Origin of the sequence: Acinetobacter sp. neg1 (genome assembly GCF_000788125.1) — a bacterium.
In the GTDB taxonomy this organism is placed as follows: Bacteria; Pseudomonadota; Gammaproteobacteria; order Pseudomonadales; family Moraxellaceae; genus Acinetobacter; species Acinetobacter vivianii.
The window spans coordinates 268,429-290,679 of the sequence record NZ_JSZD01000006.1 but is presented as its reverse complement, the minus strand read 5'-3'; the positions used below and the strand labels follow the sequence as shown (position 1 = coordinate 290,679).

The following is a 22,251-nucleotide window of genomic DNA, read 5'->3' as shown; positions in this document are numbered from 1 at the left end:
TATTAACTAATAGCTGAACAGTATCATAGAACGCATAAGATGATAAGTTTCATTCAATGAGGTTTAAAATGACAAATACAGCTGCACATTCTAATCCATCAAAAGTAGTTTTAATTACGGGTGCTTCTCGAGGCATTGGTGCTTTTACGGCAAATTTACTGGCTCAGCAAGGACATCAGATTATTATTAACTATGCCAATAATGACCAGGAAGCGGATCAAGTGGTGAAGAAAATTCAGGCTGCGGGCGGCATTGCGAGTGCATTTAAAGCCAATATCAGCCATTCAGATGAAGTCATCCAACTTTTCGATTATGCGATCCAGACCTATGGCCGTGTGGATATCCTGATTAATAATGCTGGCATCATGCGTTTAAGTAAAATCGAGCAGGTCGATGATGAAAGTATTGATCAAATTCTGGCAATCAATCTGAAAGGATCTTTATATACCATGCGTGAAGCGGCAAAAAGACTGACACATGGTGGAAAAATTATTAATTTATCCAGCAGTGTGGTTGGGCTAAAACTTGAAGGCTATGGTGTTTATGCAGCATCAAAAGCCGCAATTGAATCTTTAACCGCTATTTTAGCCAAGGAACTTCGAGGTAAAAATATTACAGTTAATGCGATTGCACCTGGGCCAACTGCAACTGAGCTTTTTTTAGAAGGGAAGAGTGAAGCGTTGATTGCACAGTTAAGCAAAGCAGCGCCATTGGAACGCTTGGGTCAGGTAGAAGATATTGCAGCAGTTTTAGATTTTGCAGTGAATGAAGCCAGCAACTGGGTCAATGCCCAAGTACTTCGTGTCAATGGCGGTATTATCTAGTACAGAACAATGCTGACCAAAGCTTTGTGTTTCGGTCAGCGCTACAGCTAAAAAGTTAGATAAACTGTGTTTCTGGTCTCTATATTGAAACGAATATGAGAATCTTTGGGTAGGCGAAAATTCAGGACTTTAAAGACCAAACTTGATATATATCACACAATACAAATAATATGTCTAATAAATCTTTTAATAATTTTTACAGTTATTAATCATGCAGTTAAACTAAGTTTTCTAATTTTCTAAAAATAATATCGGCTTTTAACTGATTAAATTGTTGTGATTGTAAGCATGATACAACATAAAATATTTATATATGCTAGGCTGTTTAGTTTTTCTTAAGAAAATACTCTCAAATGGATTTAAAGCAGAAGCATGAAACAGGAAAGTTTTATTGGTCATTTTTATTACCCAGATATTGGGGAATATGGATCTCCCTTACGATTTTAATGTTATTTGCAATATTGCCGTGGGCGATTCAATGGAGATTAGCAGACGCTTTATCAAAATTGGCGTGGAAAGTTTTAAAATCTCGACGTAAAACCACGTTAAGAAATTTTGAATTATGCTTTCCACACAAAGATGCCTCAGAAAGAGAAGCTGAAGCAAAGCAAGTCTTTTTCAATATGATCATTGGTTTGTTCGAAGCTTTAAATGCTTGGTATAGCCCAAAATGGTATCGAAACCGTATACATATTCAGGGTTTAGAGCATATTTCACAAGCACGAGAGACAGGGGTTCTTTTATTAGGTAGTCACACCACGCTTTTAGATGCGGGCGGCTATATCAGTAGTTGTTTCTTTGATCTGGATGTGGTTTATCGTCCACAAAACAATCCCTTACTGGATATGTTAATCAGCCGATCGCGCGCCACCATTTATAAAAATCAGATCTCCAAAAATGATATGAAAGGTTTAATTGGCAATCTGAAACAGGGAAGAGCCATTTGGTATAGCCCAGATCAGGATTTTGGCCTAAAACAAGGCGTTATGGCACCATTCTTTAATATTCAAGCGGCGACAGTAACGGCGCATCGACGATTGATGAATATCTCAAAAGTTCCCGCCATTCCTCTATTTTTCTATCGAACAGGTAATATCCGCAATCCTCAATATCATATTTTACTTGAGCCGCCGTTACAGAATTTTCCAAGTCAGGATGAAGTTGCGGATGCAACCAAAGTCAATCTGATTCTTGAAAATCAGATCAGCATGTACCCAACTCAATATATGTGGTTTCACCGAAGATTTAAGACCCGAGCGCTAGGAGAGGCTGCACTTTATTCATAATCGGTGAATTATAAGATTGTTAGTTAAATTATCATCATAAAAAAACCTACTGCCAATCAAGGCAGTAGGTTTTTTATAAGCAAACAAAAATACTTTAGAGCATTGACTTCGTTATATCGCTTGCCATTGTTGCTTAACTTCTTCTGAGTTTTTAATCAGAACTACTTTGTCATCTTTGACTTCACCAATCCATGCCGTTGGGATGAGATGATGCTGATCGTTTTCATCACGCGTCAGTTTGAGTTGACTATCACCTTCGAGATGATCAACTGTTCCGACTTTGGTACCACAAGAAGCAATGACATCTGAATGTTTTTTAATATCTTGAATATTTAAAGTACTCATTTCTTAAACCTCTTTATAAACATCACAACACGGAAGCCTTTAAGCTACTGCATATTTGCTCATAATTGTTGGGTTTTAAATAATCCTTACAGGATGATTTTATAGATTCACCTAAACATACTGTTTAGTTAACAATGAAACAAAACGAAATAAATAGTTAAATAACTACGAATAATTATCTTTTCATTACAATTTATCTATTTAACTCAACGGAATTTTTAAATTACTTTTAAATAAACTGACTTAAATTAATATTTTAAAAATGAATAGTAGAATATCGATAAAAAGATCAACTTTTGACATATTAAATCGCTTTGAGCAGTACTCAGCCGAAGAGAAGTTAAACCAACGGCCATTGGTGCTTAAACAGTTGATCCATTCTGTTAGGCGATTACCTGAACCGGCCTCGGGCCAGACTTCTCAGCGCTGGCAAGTTTTTGCTCAGATTGCTGGCTTTGACCTAAGTTTAGCCAAGCTTTTTGAGTCACATTGTGATGCGTTAAGCATTTTGCATGAGCTCGGATATGAAAATGAAATCGATGAGAAAATATGGGCTGTTTGGGCTGCCGATGGTGGGCCAGCACCGTTACAGGTCGAAAATGAGTTTTGTTGTGGAATTAAACCGTGGTGTTCAGGCGCTGAATTTGTCCAAAAATCCTTAATCAGTTTTAAGGATCAACAGGGGCAATCTCAGCTTTGCATTATCGACCTCAACCAACCCTCGGTCACCATTGATCTGGCTCACTGGCAAGCCATAGGCATGCAAGGCACACAAACTGCCAGAGTCAGTTTTCAGGACACAGCAGTCAAACGTATTGGTCGTCCCAATGATTACCTTGATCGGGCTGGTTTCTGGCATGGTGCTGCGGGTGTTGCAGCTTGCTGGTATGGTGCGGCAGTACGGTTAATGGATGAGCTGCAACAAAGCTGTCTTAAAACACCCAATCCTTTTAAGAAAATGTATTTAGGTCAGTTGGCAACTCAACTTGCTGTCACCCGACAATATTTCCAATACGTCGCGCAACTGATTGATCACCAACCCAAGCTTAGTCATGAACGGGACGTACGTATCTTGCGCGCGCAAGCAGAACAAAGCTGTTTGGCGGTTATTGAAGGGGTTGGAAAAGCGCTGGGTGCACGGCCTTTTTGTGAACAAGCGACCTTTGCCAGTTTAATGGCAGATTTACCTGTATTTATTCGGCAAAGCCATGCGGCGTTTGATGATGAGCAAATTGCTGAACGATGTTTACAGGAGCAAATAGCATGGCAGCTCTAAAACATCCTTTGGTTGAGGATCGCATTATTGAAGGGCAAGGTACCTCTAGACAACAATGGCTCTATGCATTTGAGCAACAACCGCTATCGTCGCTCAATCTTGAAAAATTTCAATCGAAACGAATTGTGATTGTGGCGCCGCATCCAGATGATGAAATACTCGGTTGTGGCGGCTTGATGCAACAGTTGATTAGTATGAATTGTCACTTAGTGATTGTTGCCGTCAGCAATGGTACCCAAAGCCATCCGCATTCAAGCAAATATAGTCCAGAGCAATTAGATCGAATCCGCCCGCAAGAAAGTCTGGCGGCATTACATTGTTTAGAGGTCTCGGATTTTGCACAACGTATTGCCTTAAATTTACCCGATGGAAAGATTCATTTGCATACAGAGCAACTCTGGCAAGCATTAGAGCAGCTGGTTCAAGCGGAAGACATTCTGATTTGTAGCTATGCGCAGGATGGACATCCTGACCATGAAGCGGTAGGAAAAACGGTACAGGCCTTTGCTTTAGCGCATGACTTACCATATTTACATGTGCTGATCTGGGCATGGCATTGGGCGCGACCATTAGATCCCCGTATTAACTGGCAACGGGCCAGAGCTTATAGCTTAACTCAGAGCCAGTTAACAAAAAAACGTCAGGCAATTATGCAGTTCAAAAGCCAGATCGAAGCTGATGAAAGTACAGGTAATGCTGCGGTTTTATCTCCAGCAATCATCGAACGTTTGTTGATGCCTTGGGAGGTTTATCTTTGTGAATGATTCTAGTCAATATTTTGAAGCCTTATATCATCACAACAATGACCCTTGGGGCTACGATCATCATTGGTATGAGGCTCGTAAAAGGCAAATTTGTTTAGCATTACTCACTCAACAGCACTATTCATCAGTGCTGGAAATCGGCTGTTCCAATGGTCATTTAAGTGTACATTTGGCCCAACGCACTGATCAGCTTTTATGTCTAGATCTTTCTGCACATGCTGTCTATTGGGCTTCGCAACGTTTACAGAATCTGGGCCATGTGAATGTTCAACAACAAAAAATACCTGAAAATTTTCCTGAACAGAAATTCGATCTGATTGTCATCAGTGAAGTGGCTTATTACTTATCTCGCAATGAATTGCATGAACTTATCGATCAACTCAAAGACAGTTTAACGCCACAAGGTGAAATCCTGTGTTGTCACTGGCGTCACGCGATTCAGGATTTTGAACTGGATGCCTTCCAAGTACATGATCATTTAAAACAATCTTTGCCTTTCACTCATTATTTAAGTCTGAATGATCCAGATTTCATCATTGATATCTGGACGGTAAATCCTTCATCTTTGGCTAAACAGCAGGGCTTAATATGAATATTGGTATTGTTATCCCAGCCCATAATGAAGAGCAGCATTTATCTGCCTGTTTGCAGTCGATTCAACAGGCTGTACAACATATTGGTCATGAACAGGTCGAGATTTTGGTGGTTTTAGACAGTTGTACGGATCAGTCATGTGCGATTGTAGAATCACATCAAGTCAACTGGATTGAATGCAATTATGCTTGTGTAGGCAAGGCCAGAGATTTTGGTATTCGACATCTGATTCAACAGGGTGTGACATGGGTCGCTTGTACTGATGCCGATACCATTGTCGATCCAGACTGGTTACTGTGTCAGATGCAACATCAGCCTACTGATGCCATCTGTGGAATCGTAGTGCTGGATAATCTAAATCACTTATCAGCACCGCAACAGCAAAAATATCTGGCACATTATCAGGACAGTATGGGGCATCAGCATATTCATGGCGCAAATTTAAGTTTTAGCGTAGATGCTTATCTTCAGGCGGGAGGTTTTGAGCCGATTCCTTGTCATGAGGATGTGTCATTAATTCAAAAATTTATGACTCAATGCAGCAAAATCACCTGGAGTAATCTGGTTCGGGTCACCACCAGCAGTCGACTGAATGGACGTGCACCACAAGGGTTATCACATTTTTTAAAACAGCTCTAAGGTACTTTTAGGATGAAAATTGATTAAACGGTATAAAAGCAAATGAGAAAATAAAAAATTAAAGTTTTCGTGATTCTGTAAATATATGATAGTTTTAAAAATTATAATTAACAAAATAACTTTCAGAGTTTGCGGAAATCTTTATGAATATACGATTATGTTATGCCAGCAAACGCAATGAAAATAGCGATGATTTGCTACAAGATTTACGCGATATCCTCACCGAAGCTCGAGATTTCAATACTCAACATTGTATCTATGGCGTCCTCTACTATGCAGATAATGCCTTTTTTCAATGCTTGGAGGGAGAACAGCAGATTGTTGAAAGTTTATTTGAAAAAATAAAAACCGATTCACGGCATCTCGATGTCAAGCATCTCAATACACACTCCATTGACCAATCGAGCTTTAACCGCTGGTCAATGAAATATGTACAACGAAATACCAATATTGAATCTTTCTTTCTGACTTTGGGAGAAAATAGCTTTAATCCAAGCTGTCTCGACCAGATAAGTTTAGATGCTTTTCTCAGTGAATTGCTACTTGCAGAACAGACAACGCTTCCCATTGGCAAAAAAGTTGGCATGGTCAATCGTGGCGTTAATCCATTCTAAGCTGTTTGGTTCGCAACTTGATATTCACGGTTTTAAGTTTCGGTAACACTTTAGCCATGAGTAAATAGACAGCAATAGAAGTCATAAACATCAAGATCACTTCCATGCTCTGGCTAATAATCAGCATGGCACAGTAGAAGAAACTAAATAAGGCCAGACATAATTCTGTGCCTTTAAAATACCACGTAATAAACACACCAAAGAGAGTAGCGGAGAGTATCAGATTAACTGTTTCGTTAAAGCCTAAATAATTGAAGAAGATGATGAGTAGGCACAACGCTAACATTGATAGTAAAAAGACAAAGATATTTTTTGCAATAAACATATTCTATTTCCTATCCTGAAGTTAATTTAAAAATCTTTCCTCTGGAACCAGAGGAAAGATGGTACATATTCAGACATTATTTGAGATTCTTTTCTATTATTCAGATTTGTTATATTAATAAAGATGCCTTTTTTATTTTACGGGATCTCTTCATTAATATTCAGCTTTCTATTGAATAGTAAAGAGCGCTTAAATGTACCGAATTAATTATTAAAAAAAATCAATCAGTTGAAGAATAGGTTTTTGGCTTACACGTTTGTAAGAGATTGCCTACAAATGGGTATTTTTTGATCAAAAATTACATTTCAATTTAAAATTAATTAATTTAAAAACAATATCTTATATACAAACTATAATTTCTCTAATTTTACATTTTTAACAAAACGCAACATGATATTTCATTAGAGAAAAAATAATGATGAGCAATATTTAAATGAAGTAAGAATGATGATTATCTAGAATTGGTATGCACTGTTATCGATGCGATTTTCTATAAAAAGAAAAATGAGAAAAGAATTAAGTTTTACGATAAGAAATTCATTCATGGATAGAAATGATCAATTTGGGATTTCGGTGCAGCAGTAAACTCATCTGGAGAAAATTCAAGGATCATTTCGGCTGCCTGTGCATGGTCTGCATTCAGCCAGTCCAGACGGTGGCCTTCAGAGATGATAACGACTGATCTTTTTTCATGTTCAGGCGCATGAAACTGGTTCATTAAAGGGTGGGAATCTGCATTGATGGTTAGCATACTCATGGAGAGAATTTCCTGACCTGCAACACTTGCATATTCATATATAGCGGCGACTGTAAACGGCTTTTTGTCCTGACGATAGATGCCATACCACTGTGCTTGCCCATCAATATACTTAGGCTCAAAAATAATCTCGACAGGTACCAAAGCAAATTGATTTTTGTTCCAAGCATGTTTGAAACTGTTTTTTTCAGCCACCGTTTCAGCACGTGCATTATAAGCATTCTGAACTGCCTTTAACTCCTTGGCCCAAAAAGGTACCAGACCAAAACGGGCAGCACGCCATTCTACTTTTTGATCGGGAGAGATCAGGATCGGGCTAAGATCTTCAGGATAAATATCCGTTTTGTAGTCAAATGTCGGTTCAAACAAATCTAATAAATGAGCCCGACTTTTCTGAATAGGTCGATAGTTTGCACACATACCTCAGCCTCGTATCGTTCAATAAACACTCACTTATTGTTGATCAGAACCACCTTATTGAGGAGCATATTTTTGTACTTGGATTGCATCAATAGCTGCTGATCTGGTGATTCTTAGAGAGAATGAAATCTAATGATACGATCTGAAGGAGCAGATGATTTAAGATATTTTAGAGGATAGAGGAGATAAAAATTATCTCATCATGATAATCAATTAGAAGAAATTATCCCAAACTCATAAATTTTATACTTCAATTTAAAAGATTCTGATCAAAGGAAATTGAGCCGACATTAACCGATTGTATTTATATCGATTTTTACATGTTTAGGCCTGCAAAAAATTACTAAGCTTAACAAACAAATCCTTCTAATTGCTTTACTATCGCTCGCTTTATCTTCAAAAGAAGGTCTCTCTTAACCAACGACTTTCGTCAGTGTTTTTTGATTTGGTAAACAATGAATTTTGATATCGACATTTTTGGTACGATTGTAGTTGCAGTCTTTGTACTTTTTATTGGTTATTTTCTGGTTAATAAAGTTAGTTTATTAAAACGCTACAATATGCCTGAACCTGTAATTGGTGGACTTGTCGCTGCGATTGTCACTTATTTTCTATTCACCAAATTTGATATTACGGTGAATTTTAATGCGGACATTCAACGCAGTTTCATGCTGGTCTTTTTTACTTCGGTCGGCTTGAGCGCAAGCCTGTCAAAGTTGAAAGAAGGCGGAAAAACACTGATTGTTTTCATGTTCTGTGTAGTGACTTATGTTTTATTACAAAATGCTTTAGGCATAAGTTTGGCAACTGCTTTAGGACTAGATCCATTGATTGGTCTTATTACGGGATCTGTGACCTTAACGGGTGGCCACGGTACTGCAAGTGCTTGGGGTAGCATTTTTGAAAATGAATATGGTATTCAAGGCGCTGTCGTTTTAGGTATGGCCAGTGCAACCTTCGGCTTAGTTGTCGGTGGCATGATGGGTGGCCCAGTAGCGAAGTTTTTGATTCGTCGTTATCAATTGGCCGAAGAAATTGCACCGACACAGCAACGTACTGAAGCACCACCTGCAAATGAAACAGCACCATTTGAATATCCAGAAAAAACCCGCCTGATTACGGCAGACGATGCGGTAAAGACACTGGGGATGTTTGCACTGTGTATTTTCTTTGCCAATTTTATGACTGACTTTGCCAAAGGTCATTGGTTTGAGTTACCAACCTTTGTATGGGCATTAGGCTGTGGTGTGTTCTTACGTAATACGCTGGAATATATCTTTAATATCAAGCTATTCGACCGCTGTATTGACGTATTTGGTAACGCATCTTTGGCTTTGTTCCTTTCGATGGCATTGATGTCTTTACAGCTCTGGCAGCTTGCTGGTCTGGCAGGACCACTTGTCATTATTCTTATTGCACAAACCCTGTTTCTAGCGCTTTATCTATTTTTCGTCACCTTTAAAATTATGGGCAAAAACTACGATGCAGCGGTACTTTGTGCAGGACAATGTGGCGTCAACTTAGGTGCAACGCCAACAGCAATTGCGAATATTCAGGCAGTTACCAATACTTATGGACCTTCGCATAAAGCCTTCTTGATTATTCCGCTGACTGGGGCATTTTTTGTCGATATTATTAATGCGCTTGTGATCCAGACCATTATTAATTTCTTTTAGCATGCAGAGCTTCATTCCACTAAGAAGCTGAAATGCTTTACCACTTTGAAAATGCCAGTTTTTATCAACTGGCATTTTTTATTGCTATTCATTGCATTTTCTTAAACATATTCTTTTTCAGCTTTTTCTTAATTTTTTCATGATTGGTTACAAAGCTTTAGTTCCTTTTGCATATTCACAATATGACTTACCTGAGCGCAAACAAACGTTGCAAACGGTAAAGAAACACTGCCCATAATCAAATGAACAATTAAAAATTAAAGGAATAACCATGCGTGCGCTTACTTACCACGGTGCTGAAGATGTTCGAGTTGAAACGGTAGCTGATCCTGTTATTCAAGAAGCTGACGATATCATTTTACGGGTCACTGCAACTGCAATTTGCGGTTCAGATCTGCATCTGTATCGAGGAAAAATTCCTCAAACCGAGCAGGGTGATATTTTTGGACATGAATTTATGGGGATTGTTGAAGATGTCGGTTCTGCCGTCACACAGGTTAAAAAAGGTGATCGGGTCATTGTGCCTTTTGTCATTGCTTGTGGACAGTGTTTCTTTTGCCAGTTAAATCTAACCGCGGCATGTGAAACCACCAATACAGGCCGAGGATCGATTATTAATAAAAAACAAATTCCTTCAGGCGCTGCTTTGTTTGGATATAGTCATCTTTATGGCGGCATTCCGGGCGGGCAGGCAGAATATGTACGTGTACCCAAGGCCAATAAAGGGCCGTTTAAAGTGCCCACGTCATTGTCAGATGAAAAAGTGCTTTTTCTCACTGATATTTTACCCACTGCATGGCAGGCCGTAAGCAATGCAAAAGTCACTAAAGGTTCGACTTTGGCAATCTATGGTGCAGGTCCTGTTGGCCTGCTGAGTGCAGCGTGCGCCAAAATGCTCGGTGCAGAAAAGATCTTTATTGTCGATCATAATCAATACCGATTGAGATATGCAGCGGAAGCGTATGGGGCGATTCCTGTTGATTTTGAAGCAGTAGATGCTGCCGAATACATTATCCAGAACACAGGCAATTATCGTGGTGTGGATGCGGTCATTGATGCCATTGGCTTTGAGGCAAAAGGCAGTGTTATAGAAACATTGCTGACGAATCTAAAACTTGAAGGCTCAAGTGGTGTAGTTTTACGTCAATGTATCGCGGCGGTACGTCGAGGTGGAGTGGTCAGTGTACCCGGTGTATATGCAGGGCCTATTCATGGTTTCCTATTTGGCGATGCTTTTGATAAAGGGCTTACTTTTAAAATGGGACAAACGCATGTGCATCAATTTTTACCTCAATTATTAGAATTGATTGAGGACGGTAAGTTGTCACCAGAAGCCATCATTACCCATCGAATGAAATTAGAAGATGCAGCCGAAGGTTATCGTATTTTCGATAATAGGGAAGAAGAATGTCGTAAGGTCATTCTTACCCCTTAAAAACCGATTAAGCGTAGAAAACCTCTAAGTTATATTGGAGGTTTTTTTATTCTCCAACCAACTTTTAAATAAAAAATAGAGAATTCGAAATCGCCGAAACATGGCTAAAAAGCGTACAATAAATGAAAAATAAAAATACAGGTTCGGGCATATCTCATGTTAGTTAAAAATAAAATTGCCGTAATTTTTGGTGGAAGTGGTGCAGTGGGGCACGCGATTGCCCATGTCTTGGCCCGAGAAGGTGCACACGTCTATTTAGGAGCCCGTCATCAGGACAAACTGGAGCAGGTTGCAGCAAATATTCACAACGTAGAAGGTCGAGTAAAAACCTTTATTGTGGACGTCCTAGATGAACAAGCCACCCAAACAGCGATAAAACAGTTGGTTGAGCAAACGGGGGAAATCGACGTGGTCATCAATGCCGCCAGTTTTATGCATAACCAAGGCAAAGAACTTTCAGAACTCACCCAGCATGAATTTATGCAGGGCATCACACCTTTTCTTACTGCACAATTTAATATTTCAAAAGCAGTGGCACCTTATATGGGAGCAACCTCTACAGGTACAATAATTAGTGTAATTGCACCTTCGGGAGGAATAGCGATAGCGGGTCATTTGGGACATATCGTCGGTTGTGCAGGAACTGAAGCATTTATCAAAGCGCTCGCCTGTGAACTTGGACCGAAAAATATTCGGGTGCTTGGTATACGCTCCCATGCAATTGCGGATGCCGCCCAAGCAGGGTCTTATACTCGTGAGTTATTTAGCTTAAAAGCACAAGCCATGGGTCTGAGCTTGGATGAATGGTTAAATGGAGCTGCGCAAAGTACCATGTTAAAAAGATTACCGACATTGGCTCAAATTGCCGAAACGGTGACATTTCTGGCATCTGATCATGCCAGTGCAATGACCGCTACCATCATTAATATCACCGCGGGTACAACGATAAACTCATAGCAATATACCGATAGAATTTTTAAATAATTCAATATGATTCCTGTGCAAAGCAGACGAGTCATGGTAAAAAGTAAATCCTTATAAACTCTAATATTCAAGTGAAGAATCAATCGTTCATTCTTCATGATCAGAATATGAAACTTGATAAGTGATTAAGTGGATGATAACCAAAAGAAATGCAACCTTAGTAGGACTCATTGCTGTGCTCTTATGGAGTTCAATTGTCGGGTTGATTCGAAGCGTCAGTGAAAATCTTGGGGCGACGGGCGGAGCTGCCATGATCTACAGTGTCGCGTCATTGTTCTTATTGATGAGCATTGGATTTCCCAAGCTAAGTGAATTCCCCCGACAATATCTGATTTGGGGAAGCTTACTTTTTGTTTCTTACGAGCTTTGCCTTGCATTATCGATTGGCTATGCCAATACCAGTCAGCAAGCGATTGAAGTAGGTATGGTGAACTATCTATGGCCAGCGCTGACCATGGTATGTGCAATTCTGTTTAATCATCAAAAATCAAGTTGGCTCGTAATTCCCGGTTTTATAATTTCTATTTTAGGAATTTGCTGGGTACTTGGAGGGGATCAAGGGCTTGACCTCGCTAGCATGTGGGCGAATGTTCAAAATAATCCTCTAAGTTATGGACTAGCCTTCATCGGTGCATTGATTTGGGCGGCTTATTGCACAGTAACGGCTAGAATTGCCAATGGTAAAAATGGTGTCACGTTATTCTTTATCCTGACGGCGGTGGCGTTATGGCTTAAATATCTATTCATGGGTGCTGAACCGATGCATTTTGATTTGCATGCACTGGTTTATCTTACACTTGCTGCTGCCGCTATGGGCTTTGGCTATGCCGCATGGAATGTCGGGATCTTGCATGGCAATGTTACACTGTTAGCGGGCGCTTCTTACTTTATCCCTATTTTTTCGGCAGCGCTGGCAGCTATCGTTTTACAAACAACTCTTTCGATTGCCTTTTGGCAAGGCGCAGCAATGGTTTGTATTGGTTCAGTTCTTTGCTGGGTGGCTACGCGACAGAAATAATATTTCTGTAAAAATCACATTTTTTAAAAATCAGTTTGGCAAATAATAATCATTCTCTTAATTATGTATAATGTTCAGGCAATAATACCTGTAACACTTGATGAATTATTTTTTAGAAATTCCACCAACGCTAGCATCAGCTTGCCTGCAACATGCAACACTGATACGACTTACAGCAAACACGATTTGTTATCGTGCAGACATTTCGATAATCAACCAGATTCGACAGTCTTATAGACTTGAACGACCGAGTTACTTGGAAAATGCCAGCGCAAAACGCCTCAATGAGTTTTTTGCAGGACGTATTCTGGCACAAGCCATCTTGCAACAACATTTTAATTGCTCAATGTGCATTAGTTCGACGCAGCTAAAATTACCGCAATGGCCCAAAGGCTTTATTGGCAGTATCAGTCATTCAAATGAGCAGGTGATTGTCGCGATTTCATCGCAATCTGAATATTTAGGTATAGATATAGAACGAATCGTTGAGACCAGTTTTGCCGAGGAAAGTGCAACACTGATTTTGACTCCATGCGAACAAAAATTATGGCAAGCCGAAATCTCGCAATATTTAAGTTTTCGTAAATACCTGACGCTTATTTTTTCTTTGAAAGAAAGTCTCTACAAAGCCGTTTATCCAATTGCTCAAAATTATATTGATTTCTTGGAAGCAACAGCAGTTGAAATGAACATGAAGAATCAATCAGCTATTTTAAAATTTGATCAAAAAACTAGCCAATGTTATGGGTTAAAGTCTGAATATCAGGGGTATTGGCAATTTAATAATGATGATGTCATTACATACATAGTACAAAGCAATTAATTTCTTAGATATGAATAAAACAGATAGATGGCAAAGTCGCCATCTATTTGCATGAGAAAATTCTAACTTTGTTGCAGGTCAGGATCATTAAAACTTGCGTCTCTGATCTTTTCAGCACTCATCAGAAAACCCAGCCCAAGTGCAAAGCTCAAGCCACTGAAGATAAAAATACTGCTTGAGATAGGCAGGAAACGTGTCAATGCGCCCAGAATTGTGGTGGCAATCGAGTCAGAAGATGCATCCTGAGCCAGCCAGATGGCATTGATACGACCTAAATATTCATCAGGCGTATGACCTTGTACGATGCTGTATTGCAACAGGTTGGCGATTGCTGAAAGATAGCCGAACACACTTAAGATCACCAAGGTCAACAGCAACCACGGCGACAAGCCAATCAAAAACATACAGGCAAAAACAGCAAGACTGGCATAAATCATGACTGTACCCGGTCGGGTTAAACTGGCAGTCCAGCCACTTAACAGTGCACCCAAAGTTGCGCCTAATGGCACTGCGGAGTACATTAAGCCCAATTCAAATGCGCCTCCCGCAAATTGCCGGTCAACAATCTGTGGGAAAAGGATACGAATGGCGCTGGTGAAGCCCAGAATCGTACCAATCAGAATGGTGCTACCCACTACTTTATTCTGGAAAACAAATTTGAAACCTTGTAATAACTGCTGAACTGGATGCTCATCTTCACTTTCGGTTTGTGGTTTTAATACAGGTAGGCCAAGTAATAGCAACACCGTAAACAAGGTGCCAATCGTCGCAATCCAGTAAGCCCACGCTACACTGCTCGCGGCAATCACAATTCCACCAATCGCAGGTGAAATTACTGTCGCCAGACGTACCGAAACCATACTGATGGCACGCGCTTGCACAATATTCTCACGCCCAACAATGATCGGCATAATCGCCATCATTGCCGTAACACCTAAAGCGCCGAAAAATCCATCCCACGCACTTAAAAAATAAAGTGCATAAAGCGAAGGTGTATCGAGCATGGCATTCACCGCCAAGCCCATAAACCCTAAACCACAAACCAAACGGGCAAATAAAATCAGTTTTTTTCGATCATATCGATCCGAAAGTACACCACCCAGCAGCAAACCGATAAACATGGCAATGCCTTCAAAAGCGGTCACAATTGCAACCTGAAAGACATCCTGCGTCATTTGATAGACTTGTTGAGGAATCGCAACAATTAACATCCCAATCGTCAGCAGCGAAACGGTTCGGGCAATAAAAACATTTCGGAAATGTGTATTCACTTTAAGCAGACTAAAGTCAGTCAAGATATTTTTAAGCTTCATGCTTTGAATCCTTTAATTGATAGACTTGACTGAGATAGTCATTTAACAATGGCCCTAATGTGGTCAATTGTTCAGGCGATAATAAAGTTTCGTGACTGGCTTCTGGCAAACGGATAATCTCCAGCTCATTCACAAGAGGTTGCCAGTTTTGTTGAGGCTGGATATAGGCAGGGAGTGATTGTTCCGCCACAAAAACATGGATCTTGCCCGCGTAAGCAGTGGTTGTGTGTTGGCTCAACAGACGCACGGCATCTCGATAATTCGCAAAAATGTATTCCTGCAAACTGTCTTTTTCTTCATTCAGCGCTTCATCAGCACCATCTAAAATCTGATTAAAGAACTGGATTTGTTCCTGTTCTGCTTCTTCGGTTACCACAGCGGCATTTTGCATGTTCCATTCATGAATTTCCGCAGGATAGGTGTCTAACAAGCCCACAAAAGCAACCTCATGACCTAAACATTGCAAACGATCTGCAAGGCCATAGGCAATCGTTCCACCCAGAGAATATCCCAAGAAGGTAAATGGACCTTCTGACTGTATGTCGAGTACCTGTTTTAATTGATAATCAATCAGCTCATCCATGCTCTGGCTATAAACCAGCGCACCATTCGGACGAGGGGATTGCAAACCAATCAGGCTAATATCGGGATGTAAATAACGGTTGAGCACGCTATATTGCCAAGCCAGACCAGAACCTGGATAAATACAGAATACAGGTTTAGTTTTTGCCTCACGGATCATGAAAGTGGTGTCAAAACCAGCTTCATCATTGGCCTGATTCATTAGATTTTGTAGTTGCACTTGCTCAGCCAGTTTTTCAATATTGGCACCCGTCATGATTTGATTCACCGCCAGACTTCGGTCAAAAGTCTTTTTAATTTCAATTGCCAGTTTCATGGCAAGAATCGAATGACCTCCAAGCGCAAAGAAATCTTCTTCGACATGGATACGACGCGTTAATCCCAAGATATTCTGGAAAATCTGTTCCAGTTTTAATTCGGTTTCACTCGAAGCAAATCGCTGCTGTGAAGAGTGATTCAATTGCGGGCGTGGCAAGGCTTTACGGTCTAATTTACCGTTATGGCTTAACGGCAAAGTCTCAAGCGCAATGAAATGGCTTGGAATCATATAAGTCGGCAAGTGTTTCGCTAAACGTTTCTTTAAACTGCCAGCATCAACACTTTGTGTGGTTTTTAGATAAGCAACCAGTTGCAGATCAGTCGCATTTTGATCTGCTGAAACAGACATTGGCTGAATCACAACTTCGTCAATTTGACTGACCAGACGTAATTGTTGTTCGATTTCACCTAATTCAATACGTTGTCCACGGATTTTAAGCTGATCATCTGCACGGCCTACATATTGAATACTGCCATCTATATTCCAGCGGGCAATATCACCTGTACGATACATCCGTTGTCCAGTCTGAAATGGATTCGCAACAAAACGTGTTGCCGTCAGATCCGCACGTTGCAAGTATCCCAGCGCCAGCTGATCACCAACCAAATACAGTTCACCTTCAGCACCGATCGGGAGCGGACGTAAATATTGATCCAGAATATAGAGTTGGGTATTCCAGACTGGATAGCCAATCGCAATACTATTTTCAGATGTGAACTGGGCCTGTTGAGCATCCATATAACTCACATCCACGGCTGCTTCTGTTGGGCCATATAGATTATGTAATTCAGCACTGAAATGTTGATTAAAGGCCTGCGCCATTGCAGTCGGCAATGCTTCACCACTACAGAACACACGTTTTAATGGCAGTGCCTTACGTTGCTCATCCTTTAAAAATGCAGTGACCGCTTCATCAAATACAGACAGCATGGAAGGGACAAAATGCAAAGTCGTGATATTGTTCTGCTGAATAATATCCAGCAAAGCCATTGGATCACGATGCGCATCTACAGGCGCCATCACCAAACGTGCACCCACCAGATAAGACCAGAAAAACTCCCACACGGAAACATCAAAACTGCATGGTGTTTTTTGTAGGATGCTGTCATTGATATCCAGTGGATACTGGTGTTGCATCCATAAAATACGATTCACAATTGCCTGATGAGACACCATCACACCTTTAGGCTGACCTGTGGTTCCCGAGGTATAAATAATATAGGCAGGCTGCTGTGGACTCACCAATGTAATTCTATAATTGGTCAGTGCGGTATCGGCTACATCAAATAAGCTTTCAAAATTCAGTTTCGGTGTATCGATATCTGTTAACAGGTCTGCTGCGGTAATGGTTAGTCGCGGCTTGGCATCTTGCAACATATACTTGATACGTTCGGTCGGATGCTGAATATCGATCGGCAAATAGGCTGCACCCGCTTCAATCACAGCCAGAATCGCAATACTCAGCTTGACTGAACGAGGTAAAGCGATTGCGACAATATCACCAGCCTGAACACTGGATTGCTGTAATCGTTTCGCCAGTGTACAAACTTGCAGACGTACTTGCGCAAAGCTGAGCTGATGTTCTTCATCCATCAGTGCAATGGCGTCTAGATGGCGCAATGCCTGCGTACGCAACAATTGCTGCAAGGTTGTATACGGAACATCATGTGCAGTTTGATTAATCTGCTCAATCAATTGCTGTTCAACAGGTAATTGCAATGGATAATGCTGCAATGCCGTTTCAGGTTGCTCCAATGCGATCTGAATCAATTGTTCAATACGTTGCAAGAATTGCACTGGCTGTGCAATCACACCACGTTGTTCCAGTAATAACTCAATTTCCTGATCAGGAATCACCAACAAGGCCAGAGGATAATGGCTATAGCCACGATTGGTCAGCTTTTCAATTTTTGCTGAACCTAAGTGTTGTTGCAGATATTGATGGTCAGGATAATTCTCTACCACTAAAAGACTGTCAAATAGACTGCCTTGACCCAATTGCTGCTGTATTTCATTGAGTCCTAAACCATCATGTTCCAAATGACGAATATGCAATTGTTGCAGATGATGCAATTGCTGCCATAAATTCTGCTGCATCTGTAGTTGGACACGTACAGGAATAGTATTCAGAAATAGACCAATTTGCTGCTCGATACCGTTCACGGGTGCAGAACGCCCCGCAACAGGTGTACCAAACAGGATATCTTCACGATGCGCATCGCTCTGTAAGCACATTGCCCAGATCATTTGCATAAACACATTTAAGGTAATGCCCGTTTGACGCAGCTTATGTTGAAGCGCTGCACTCAATTTTGCATTTAAACGATGTTGGGTTTCCTGTACGTTTTGTTTCTTGGCATGTTCAAATAAAACTAAAGCTTGAGCATCGGCCAAATCCTGCTGCCAAACCTGTTTAGAACGAGTATGGTCTTGCTGTACCAGTTGCAGAATGACATCGGCATAGGCATGTTTGGCAACCGTCAGACTTTGCTCGGGGTTCTGATAAGCTTGAATGAAATCTTGCATAAACAGCGGGGTAGACCAACCGTCTGTCAACAAATGATGCACCATCAAAATCAATTCAGATTGTTGAGATGAGGTCTGGATCAACACAGCACGAATCAGTCCATACGCCTGATGCAACTGCATCGGTTGCTTAAGCACATCTGCAATGCATTTTTCCAGGGTCTCAGGGGTACTGCTATATACATCTACAGGCCAGATTCGGGTTGGATTCGGCGTATAGACAAAGATTGGTTCATCATGCAATGTACTATCAAAACAGCCTGCCAGTTGCGGGTGTTTTCTTAATACATTGGTCAATGCCTGTTGTAACTGGATCAGATCAATCTCACCCGTGAGACTCAGGCGAGTAAAGGCATTATAGCTAGCCTGTTGCTGTTCAAGCTGCGCATGGAACAACATGCCTTTATGTAACGGCAATAGCGGTAAAACAATCGAATCCTGTCCATATTCTGTTTGCACCTTGTTAATGACTTGATCATCAAAAACCGACTGCATGGTGTAATCAATATCTCTAGGATCCAGTACTTCCAGCTGAGTAGCCATAGTTGCAATGGTTTTGAGCTGGAAGACATCACTCGGTTTTAAACCATAGCCATGTTGACGCAATTGGGTACATAACATGATGGCAGAAATACTGTCGCCACCCGTCATAAAGAAATCATCGTCAATGCCGATCTGCTCTAGTTTTAAAACAGCAGCCGCAATCTGACACAGCAAATGTTGTTCTGGGGTTTGGGCGGCACGACTTTGGGTACGAATTTGCGGTCTTGGCAGGGCCTTTTTATCGACTTTACCACTGACATTACGCGGGAACTCCTGCATTACAGTCAAGGCCGAGGGCACCATATAATCAGGCAGGTTTTGGCGTAGTAAACTGAGGTAATGCTGGCTGAGCTTCTCGCTTTTTGCTTCATCGAGTTGAATATCTTTCACCACACAATAGCCTAAAAGACGGTGGCTATTATTGATCGGTTCTGCAATCACCACCACGCTTTCAATATTTGGCAGTACTGAAAGGGCATTTTCGACTTCACCAATTTCGACACGATAACCACGAATCTTGATCTGATCATCGCAACGCCCCATAAATTCAAGTTTGCCTGCCATATTCCAGCGCACCAGATCACCTGTACGATACATACGCTGTCCGTGTTCAAATGGATTGGCAATAAAACGGGTTGAACTTAAATCCGCACGCCCCAGATAACCGTTGGCAATACCAAAACCTGAAATATATAACTCACCAATGACACCAATTGGGCAACGTTGCAGATTTTGATCCAGCACATAAGCTTGGGTATTGCCAATCGGATTGGCAATCACAGGGCGTTCCGTCAATTTTAACTCTGCACGGAAAGTATCAACGGTATATTCGGTTGGTCCATATAAGTTATGCGCAAATAAATCAGGCTGTGCATTTAATTGTTGCCATAAAGCCAATGGCGCAGCTTCACCACCAATCAAAATCAGGCTTGGATGATGCTGACCTTGCTCAAATAGTCCATTGCTAATCATCTGGGCACAAAAAGATGGCGGTAAATCAAGCGTATCAATTTGACGTTGCTGAATTTCCTGTACCAGTCCATACGCATCACGGCGCATATTCTCATCAAAAATATGTAGCTCTTGGCCCCAAATTAACCAGAATACCTGTAACCATGAAGAATCGAATGAGAACGAATGCGTATGAGCCGCTCTGAGTGGTCGATCAGGGAAACGTTGTTGTACCGCTTCCAGCACAGGGAAATAGATCGTATGTTGATGTACAAGAATCAGATTGAGCAAAGAACCGTGAGTGTTCATTACACCTTTAGGTCGTCCTGTACTTCCTGACGTAAAAATGACATAGGCCACATCCTGAAAATCAAAACGTCGCTGCTCTGCCGGAATATCTGCTGCATCCTGCGCACGAATTTGCGCTCGAACAGCCTCATCATCCAGATGAATTTGCTGCAAAGCTTGTGGCAACTGATTTGAGAGTGCCTGTGTGGTTAAAACGAAGAGGGGGTTCGCATCCTCACACATCATTTGCATACGATCAACAGGATAGTCTAGATCCAGTGGTAAGAAACTTGCACCCGAATTCAGTACGGATAACATCATCACCACAGATTCTGCTGAGCGCGGAATCGCACCCGCAATCACGGTATTTTTCTTGGCGCCGTGAGCTTGTAAGAAACGGGTAAACTGATTGATCTGTGCTTTTAATTCAGCAAAAGTGAGCTGATACAATGATTCGCGTTCACCGCTCAGAATCGCAATTCGGTCTGGATATTTGCTGGCCTGTTCATAAAAAATATCCAGTACATTGTTATAACTTTCAGGATGCGCAACCCGTGGCCCTGTACCCGCTTGATCAAGAAGATGCTGTTCTGGAGTGGTCGTGATTCTAAATGGCGCACAGCTTTGCTCTGGTTGTACAAGACATTGTTCAAGCAATAAAGTCAAACGCTGACTATGCATTAACAATTCATCTTGCGTGTAACGGGCTGCATCGGCTCGTAGCTCAATCATCAATTCCTGATTTTGAACGATAAACGAAAATTCAAAATCATCGATTGGCCCCGTGGAAATATGATGGGTTTTCACGGCCTGATCATCAATCACCAGATCCTGATCGAACGCTTTATAATTCAGGATAGGGCCATAAATACGCTCATGGGCATCAATCGAATTTAAGTCACGTAAAATCTGTTCTGCATCATATTTTTGATGCGGGCGAATTTGTGCCAACTGCGCCTGAACATGCTGTGCCAGACTGATCCAGCTATGCTGCGGATTTACCTGAAATTGAACAGGCAGAACATTCACTGTAGGTAATAAGGCACGAATGGCTTTGGAACCCAGACGGCGCATGAATGGAACGCCCATAACCAATTCAGACTTGTCTGTCATTTTATAAAGATAATGTAGTGACAGCGCCATCATCATGTCAGGCAAAGCCAGTTTTGCAGCAGAAGCCAAAGCCTGAATTTGTGCAAGAATTCCTTGAGAGAAATGCAATTGATGTTTAATAAATCGGGCAGTTGTTTTTGCCGCAAGATGATGAGTACTTAATGTGACTGGTGAAGCAAGGTCTTGGCAATAATTTTTCCAGAAAGCCTGATCTTCCTGAAACTTTGGACTGGCCTCATAGGCTTGTCTTTCTGCAATCACATCTTTCACAGTAATAAAAGGTGAGGCCTTCAGTTCATCATTCTGAAGTTGCTGGTAAATCTCAACAATGCGCTTGGTCAGGTTAATGATACTAAAACCATCTAGCATGATGTGATGATAGCGTTGATACCAATAGACTTTATCGTGGCAAACAAACAGCACCTGGCGATAAAGATTGCTGTCGTTGTTTTTTAATGACTTGGCATATTGGCGGTCGGTTGGCATCCAGTCCCACAAGCGTTTTTGTGCCTGCTCGGGTGGAAGATGACAAAAATCAAATTCTTCAATTGGAATTTCAACCTGATTTTTGAGCTGTAAGAATGGTTCCGCAGGATTGCAGGAATACTGCGCCGTGACCGTATCTGCTTCACTTAAACCCAGCTGAATGGCTTGCTTGAACGTTGCCAGATCCAGTGTTTTTGGTAATTCCAGACAATGTGCAATGGTATATAAGTCTTCAATCGCACTTAAATGATCTGCAAGGAAAATCCCTTGTTGAGTTGAAAGCAGATTTAAGCGTAAAGGCTGTGTCGGTTCCTGAATAAATTCATTATGTAATGCTTGGTTCATATCGG

Annotated in this window: 17 protein-coding genes; 12 read left to right on the top strand and 5 right to left on the bottom strand. The window is 41.1% G+C overall.

Annotated elements, in window-relative coordinates; translation table 11 throughout:
* The first annotated feature begins 68 nt into the window (after window positions 1-68).
* Window positions 69-824, top strand: a complete 756-nt coding sequence (locus tag PJ15_RS02360) for an SDR family oxidoreductase (RefSeq protein ID WP_047427550.1) — start codon at window positions 69-71, stop codon at window positions 822-824.
* A 353-nt stretch (window positions 825-1,177) separates the two neighbouring features.
* Complete coding sequence (locus PJ15_RS02355; protein ID WP_047427548.1) at window positions 1,178-2,110, top strand: lauroyl acyltransferase; 933 nt, start codon at window positions 1,178-1,180, stop codon at window positions 2,108-2,110.
* 111 nt (window positions 2,111-2,221) lie between these two features.
* On the opposite strand, the gene PJ15_RS02350 is transcribed toward PJ15_RS02355, so the two are convergent.
* The gene (locus tag PJ15_RS02350; protein WP_004772208.1) at window positions 2,222-2,455 is read right to left on the bottom strand and encodes a DUF2171 domain-containing protein; all 234 of its coding nucleotides are present in this window, start codon (window positions 2,453-2,455) and stop codon (window positions 2,222-2,224) included.
* Between the two features lie 262 nt (window positions 2,456-2,717).
* On the opposite strand from PJ15_RS02350, the gene PJ15_RS02345 reads away from it, so the two are divergent.
* The 5 genes from PJ15_RS02345 (at window position 2,718) to PJ15_RS02325 (ending at window position 6,342) form a co-directional block, all read left to right on the top strand.
* Complete coding sequence (locus PJ15_RS02345; protein WP_047427543.1) at window positions 2,718-3,731, top strand: acyl-CoA dehydrogenase; 1,014 nt, start codon at window positions 2,718-2,720, stop codon at window positions 3,729-3,731.
* On the top strand, window positions 3,719-4,495 hold the full coding sequence (locus PJ15_RS02340) for a PIG-L deacetylase family protein (protein WP_047427540.1): 777 nt from the start codon (window positions 3,719-3,721) through the stop codon (window positions 4,493-4,495). The genes PJ15_RS02345 and PJ15_RS02340 overlap by 13 nt, the downstream gene beginning before the upstream one ends.
* Window positions 4,488-5,087 carry a class I SAM-dependent methyltransferase gene (locus PJ15_RS02335; RefSeq protein WP_047427538.1) on the top strand — a complete coding sequence of 200 codons (600 nt, stop codon included), beginning with the start codon at window positions 4,488-4,490 and terminating at the stop codon, window positions 5,085-5,087. Before PJ15_RS02340 ends, PJ15_RS02335 begins: the two co-directional genes overlap by 8 nt.
* Window positions 5,084-5,728, top strand: coding sequence for a glycosyltransferase (locus PJ15_RS02330; protein WP_047427536.1), 645 nt, complete (start codon window positions 5,084-5,086; stop codon window positions 5,726-5,728). The genes PJ15_RS02335 and PJ15_RS02330 overlap by 4 nt, the downstream gene beginning before the upstream one ends.
* 143 nt (window positions 5,729-5,871) lie before the next feature.
* Window positions 5,872-6,342: a BLUF domain-containing protein gene (locus tag PJ15_RS02325; protein ID WP_047427534.1), complete on the top strand. Its 471-nt coding sequence runs from the start codon at window positions 5,872-5,874 to the stop codon at window positions 6,340-6,342.
* Here PJ15_RS02325 and PJ15_RS02320 read toward each other — a convergent pair.
* On the bottom strand, window positions 6,329-6,667 hold the full coding sequence (locus PJ15_RS02320; RefSeq protein ID WP_047427531.1) for a hypothetical protein: 339 nt from the start codon (window positions 6,665-6,667) through the stop codon (window positions 6,329-6,331). The genes PJ15_RS02325 and PJ15_RS02320 overlap by 14 nt on opposite strands.
* A 541-nt stretch (window positions 6,668-7,208) precedes the next feature.
* A complete protein-coding gene (locus tag PJ15_RS02315; RefSeq protein WP_047427528.1) occupies window positions 7,209-7,844 on the bottom strand; it encodes an SOS response-associated peptidase in 636 nt (211 codons plus the stop codon).
* A gap of 455 nt (window positions 7,845-8,299) precedes the next feature.
* Here PJ15_RS02315 and gltS point away from each other — a divergent pair, with 455 nt between their 5' ends.
* The 5 genes from gltS (at window position 8,300) to PJ15_RS02290 (ending at window position 13,780) form a co-directional block, all read left to right on the top strand.
* Window positions 8,300-9,520, top strand: coding sequence for a sodium/glutamate symporter (gltS, locus tag PJ15_RS02310; RefSeq protein ID WP_047427525.1), 1,221 nt, complete (start codon window positions 8,300-8,302; stop codon window positions 9,518-9,520).
* A gap of 271 nt (window positions 9,521-9,791) precedes the next feature.
* Window positions 9,792-10,955, top strand: coding sequence for a zinc-dependent alcohol dehydrogenase (locus PJ15_RS02305; protein WP_004772193.1), 1,164 nt, complete (start codon window positions 9,792-9,794; stop codon window positions 10,953-10,955).
* A gap of 156 nt (window positions 10,956-11,111) precedes the next feature.
* Window positions 11,112-11,912 carry an SDR family NAD(P)-dependent oxidoreductase gene (locus PJ15_RS02300; RefSeq protein WP_047427521.1) on the top strand — a complete coding sequence of 267 codons (801 nt, stop codon included), beginning with the start codon at window positions 11,112-11,114 and terminating at the stop codon, window positions 11,910-11,912.
* Between the two features lie 160 nt (window positions 11,913-12,072).
* The gene (yddG, locus tag PJ15_RS02295; protein WP_047427517.1) at window positions 12,073-12,957 is read left to right on the top strand and encodes an aromatic amino acid DMT transporter YddG; all 885 of its coding nucleotides are present in this window, start codon (window positions 12,073-12,075) and stop codon (window positions 12,955-12,957) included.
* Window positions 12,958-13,057: 100 nt separating this feature from the next.
* A complete protein-coding gene (locus tag PJ15_RS02290; RefSeq protein WP_047427514.1) occupies window positions 13,058-13,780 on the top strand; it encodes a 4'-phosphopantetheinyl transferase family protein in 723 nt (240 codons plus the stop codon).
* Window positions 13,781-13,842: 62 nt separating this feature from the next.
* On the opposite strand, the gene entS is transcribed toward PJ15_RS02290, so the two are convergent.
* Window positions 13,843-15,093 carry an enterobactin transporter EntS gene (entS, locus tag PJ15_RS02285; RefSeq protein WP_047427512.1) on the bottom strand — a complete coding sequence of 417 codons (1,251 nt, stop codon included), beginning with the start codon at window positions 15,091-15,093 and terminating at the stop codon, window positions 13,843-13,845.
* Window positions 15,083-22,246, bottom strand: a complete 7,164-nt coding sequence (locus PJ15_RS02280) for a non-ribosomal peptide synthetase (protein ID WP_047427509.1) — start codon at window positions 22,244-22,246, stop codon at window positions 15,083-15,085. The genes entS and PJ15_RS02280 overlap by 11 nt, the downstream gene beginning before the upstream one ends.
* Window positions 22,247-22,251 lie beyond the last annotated feature (5 nt).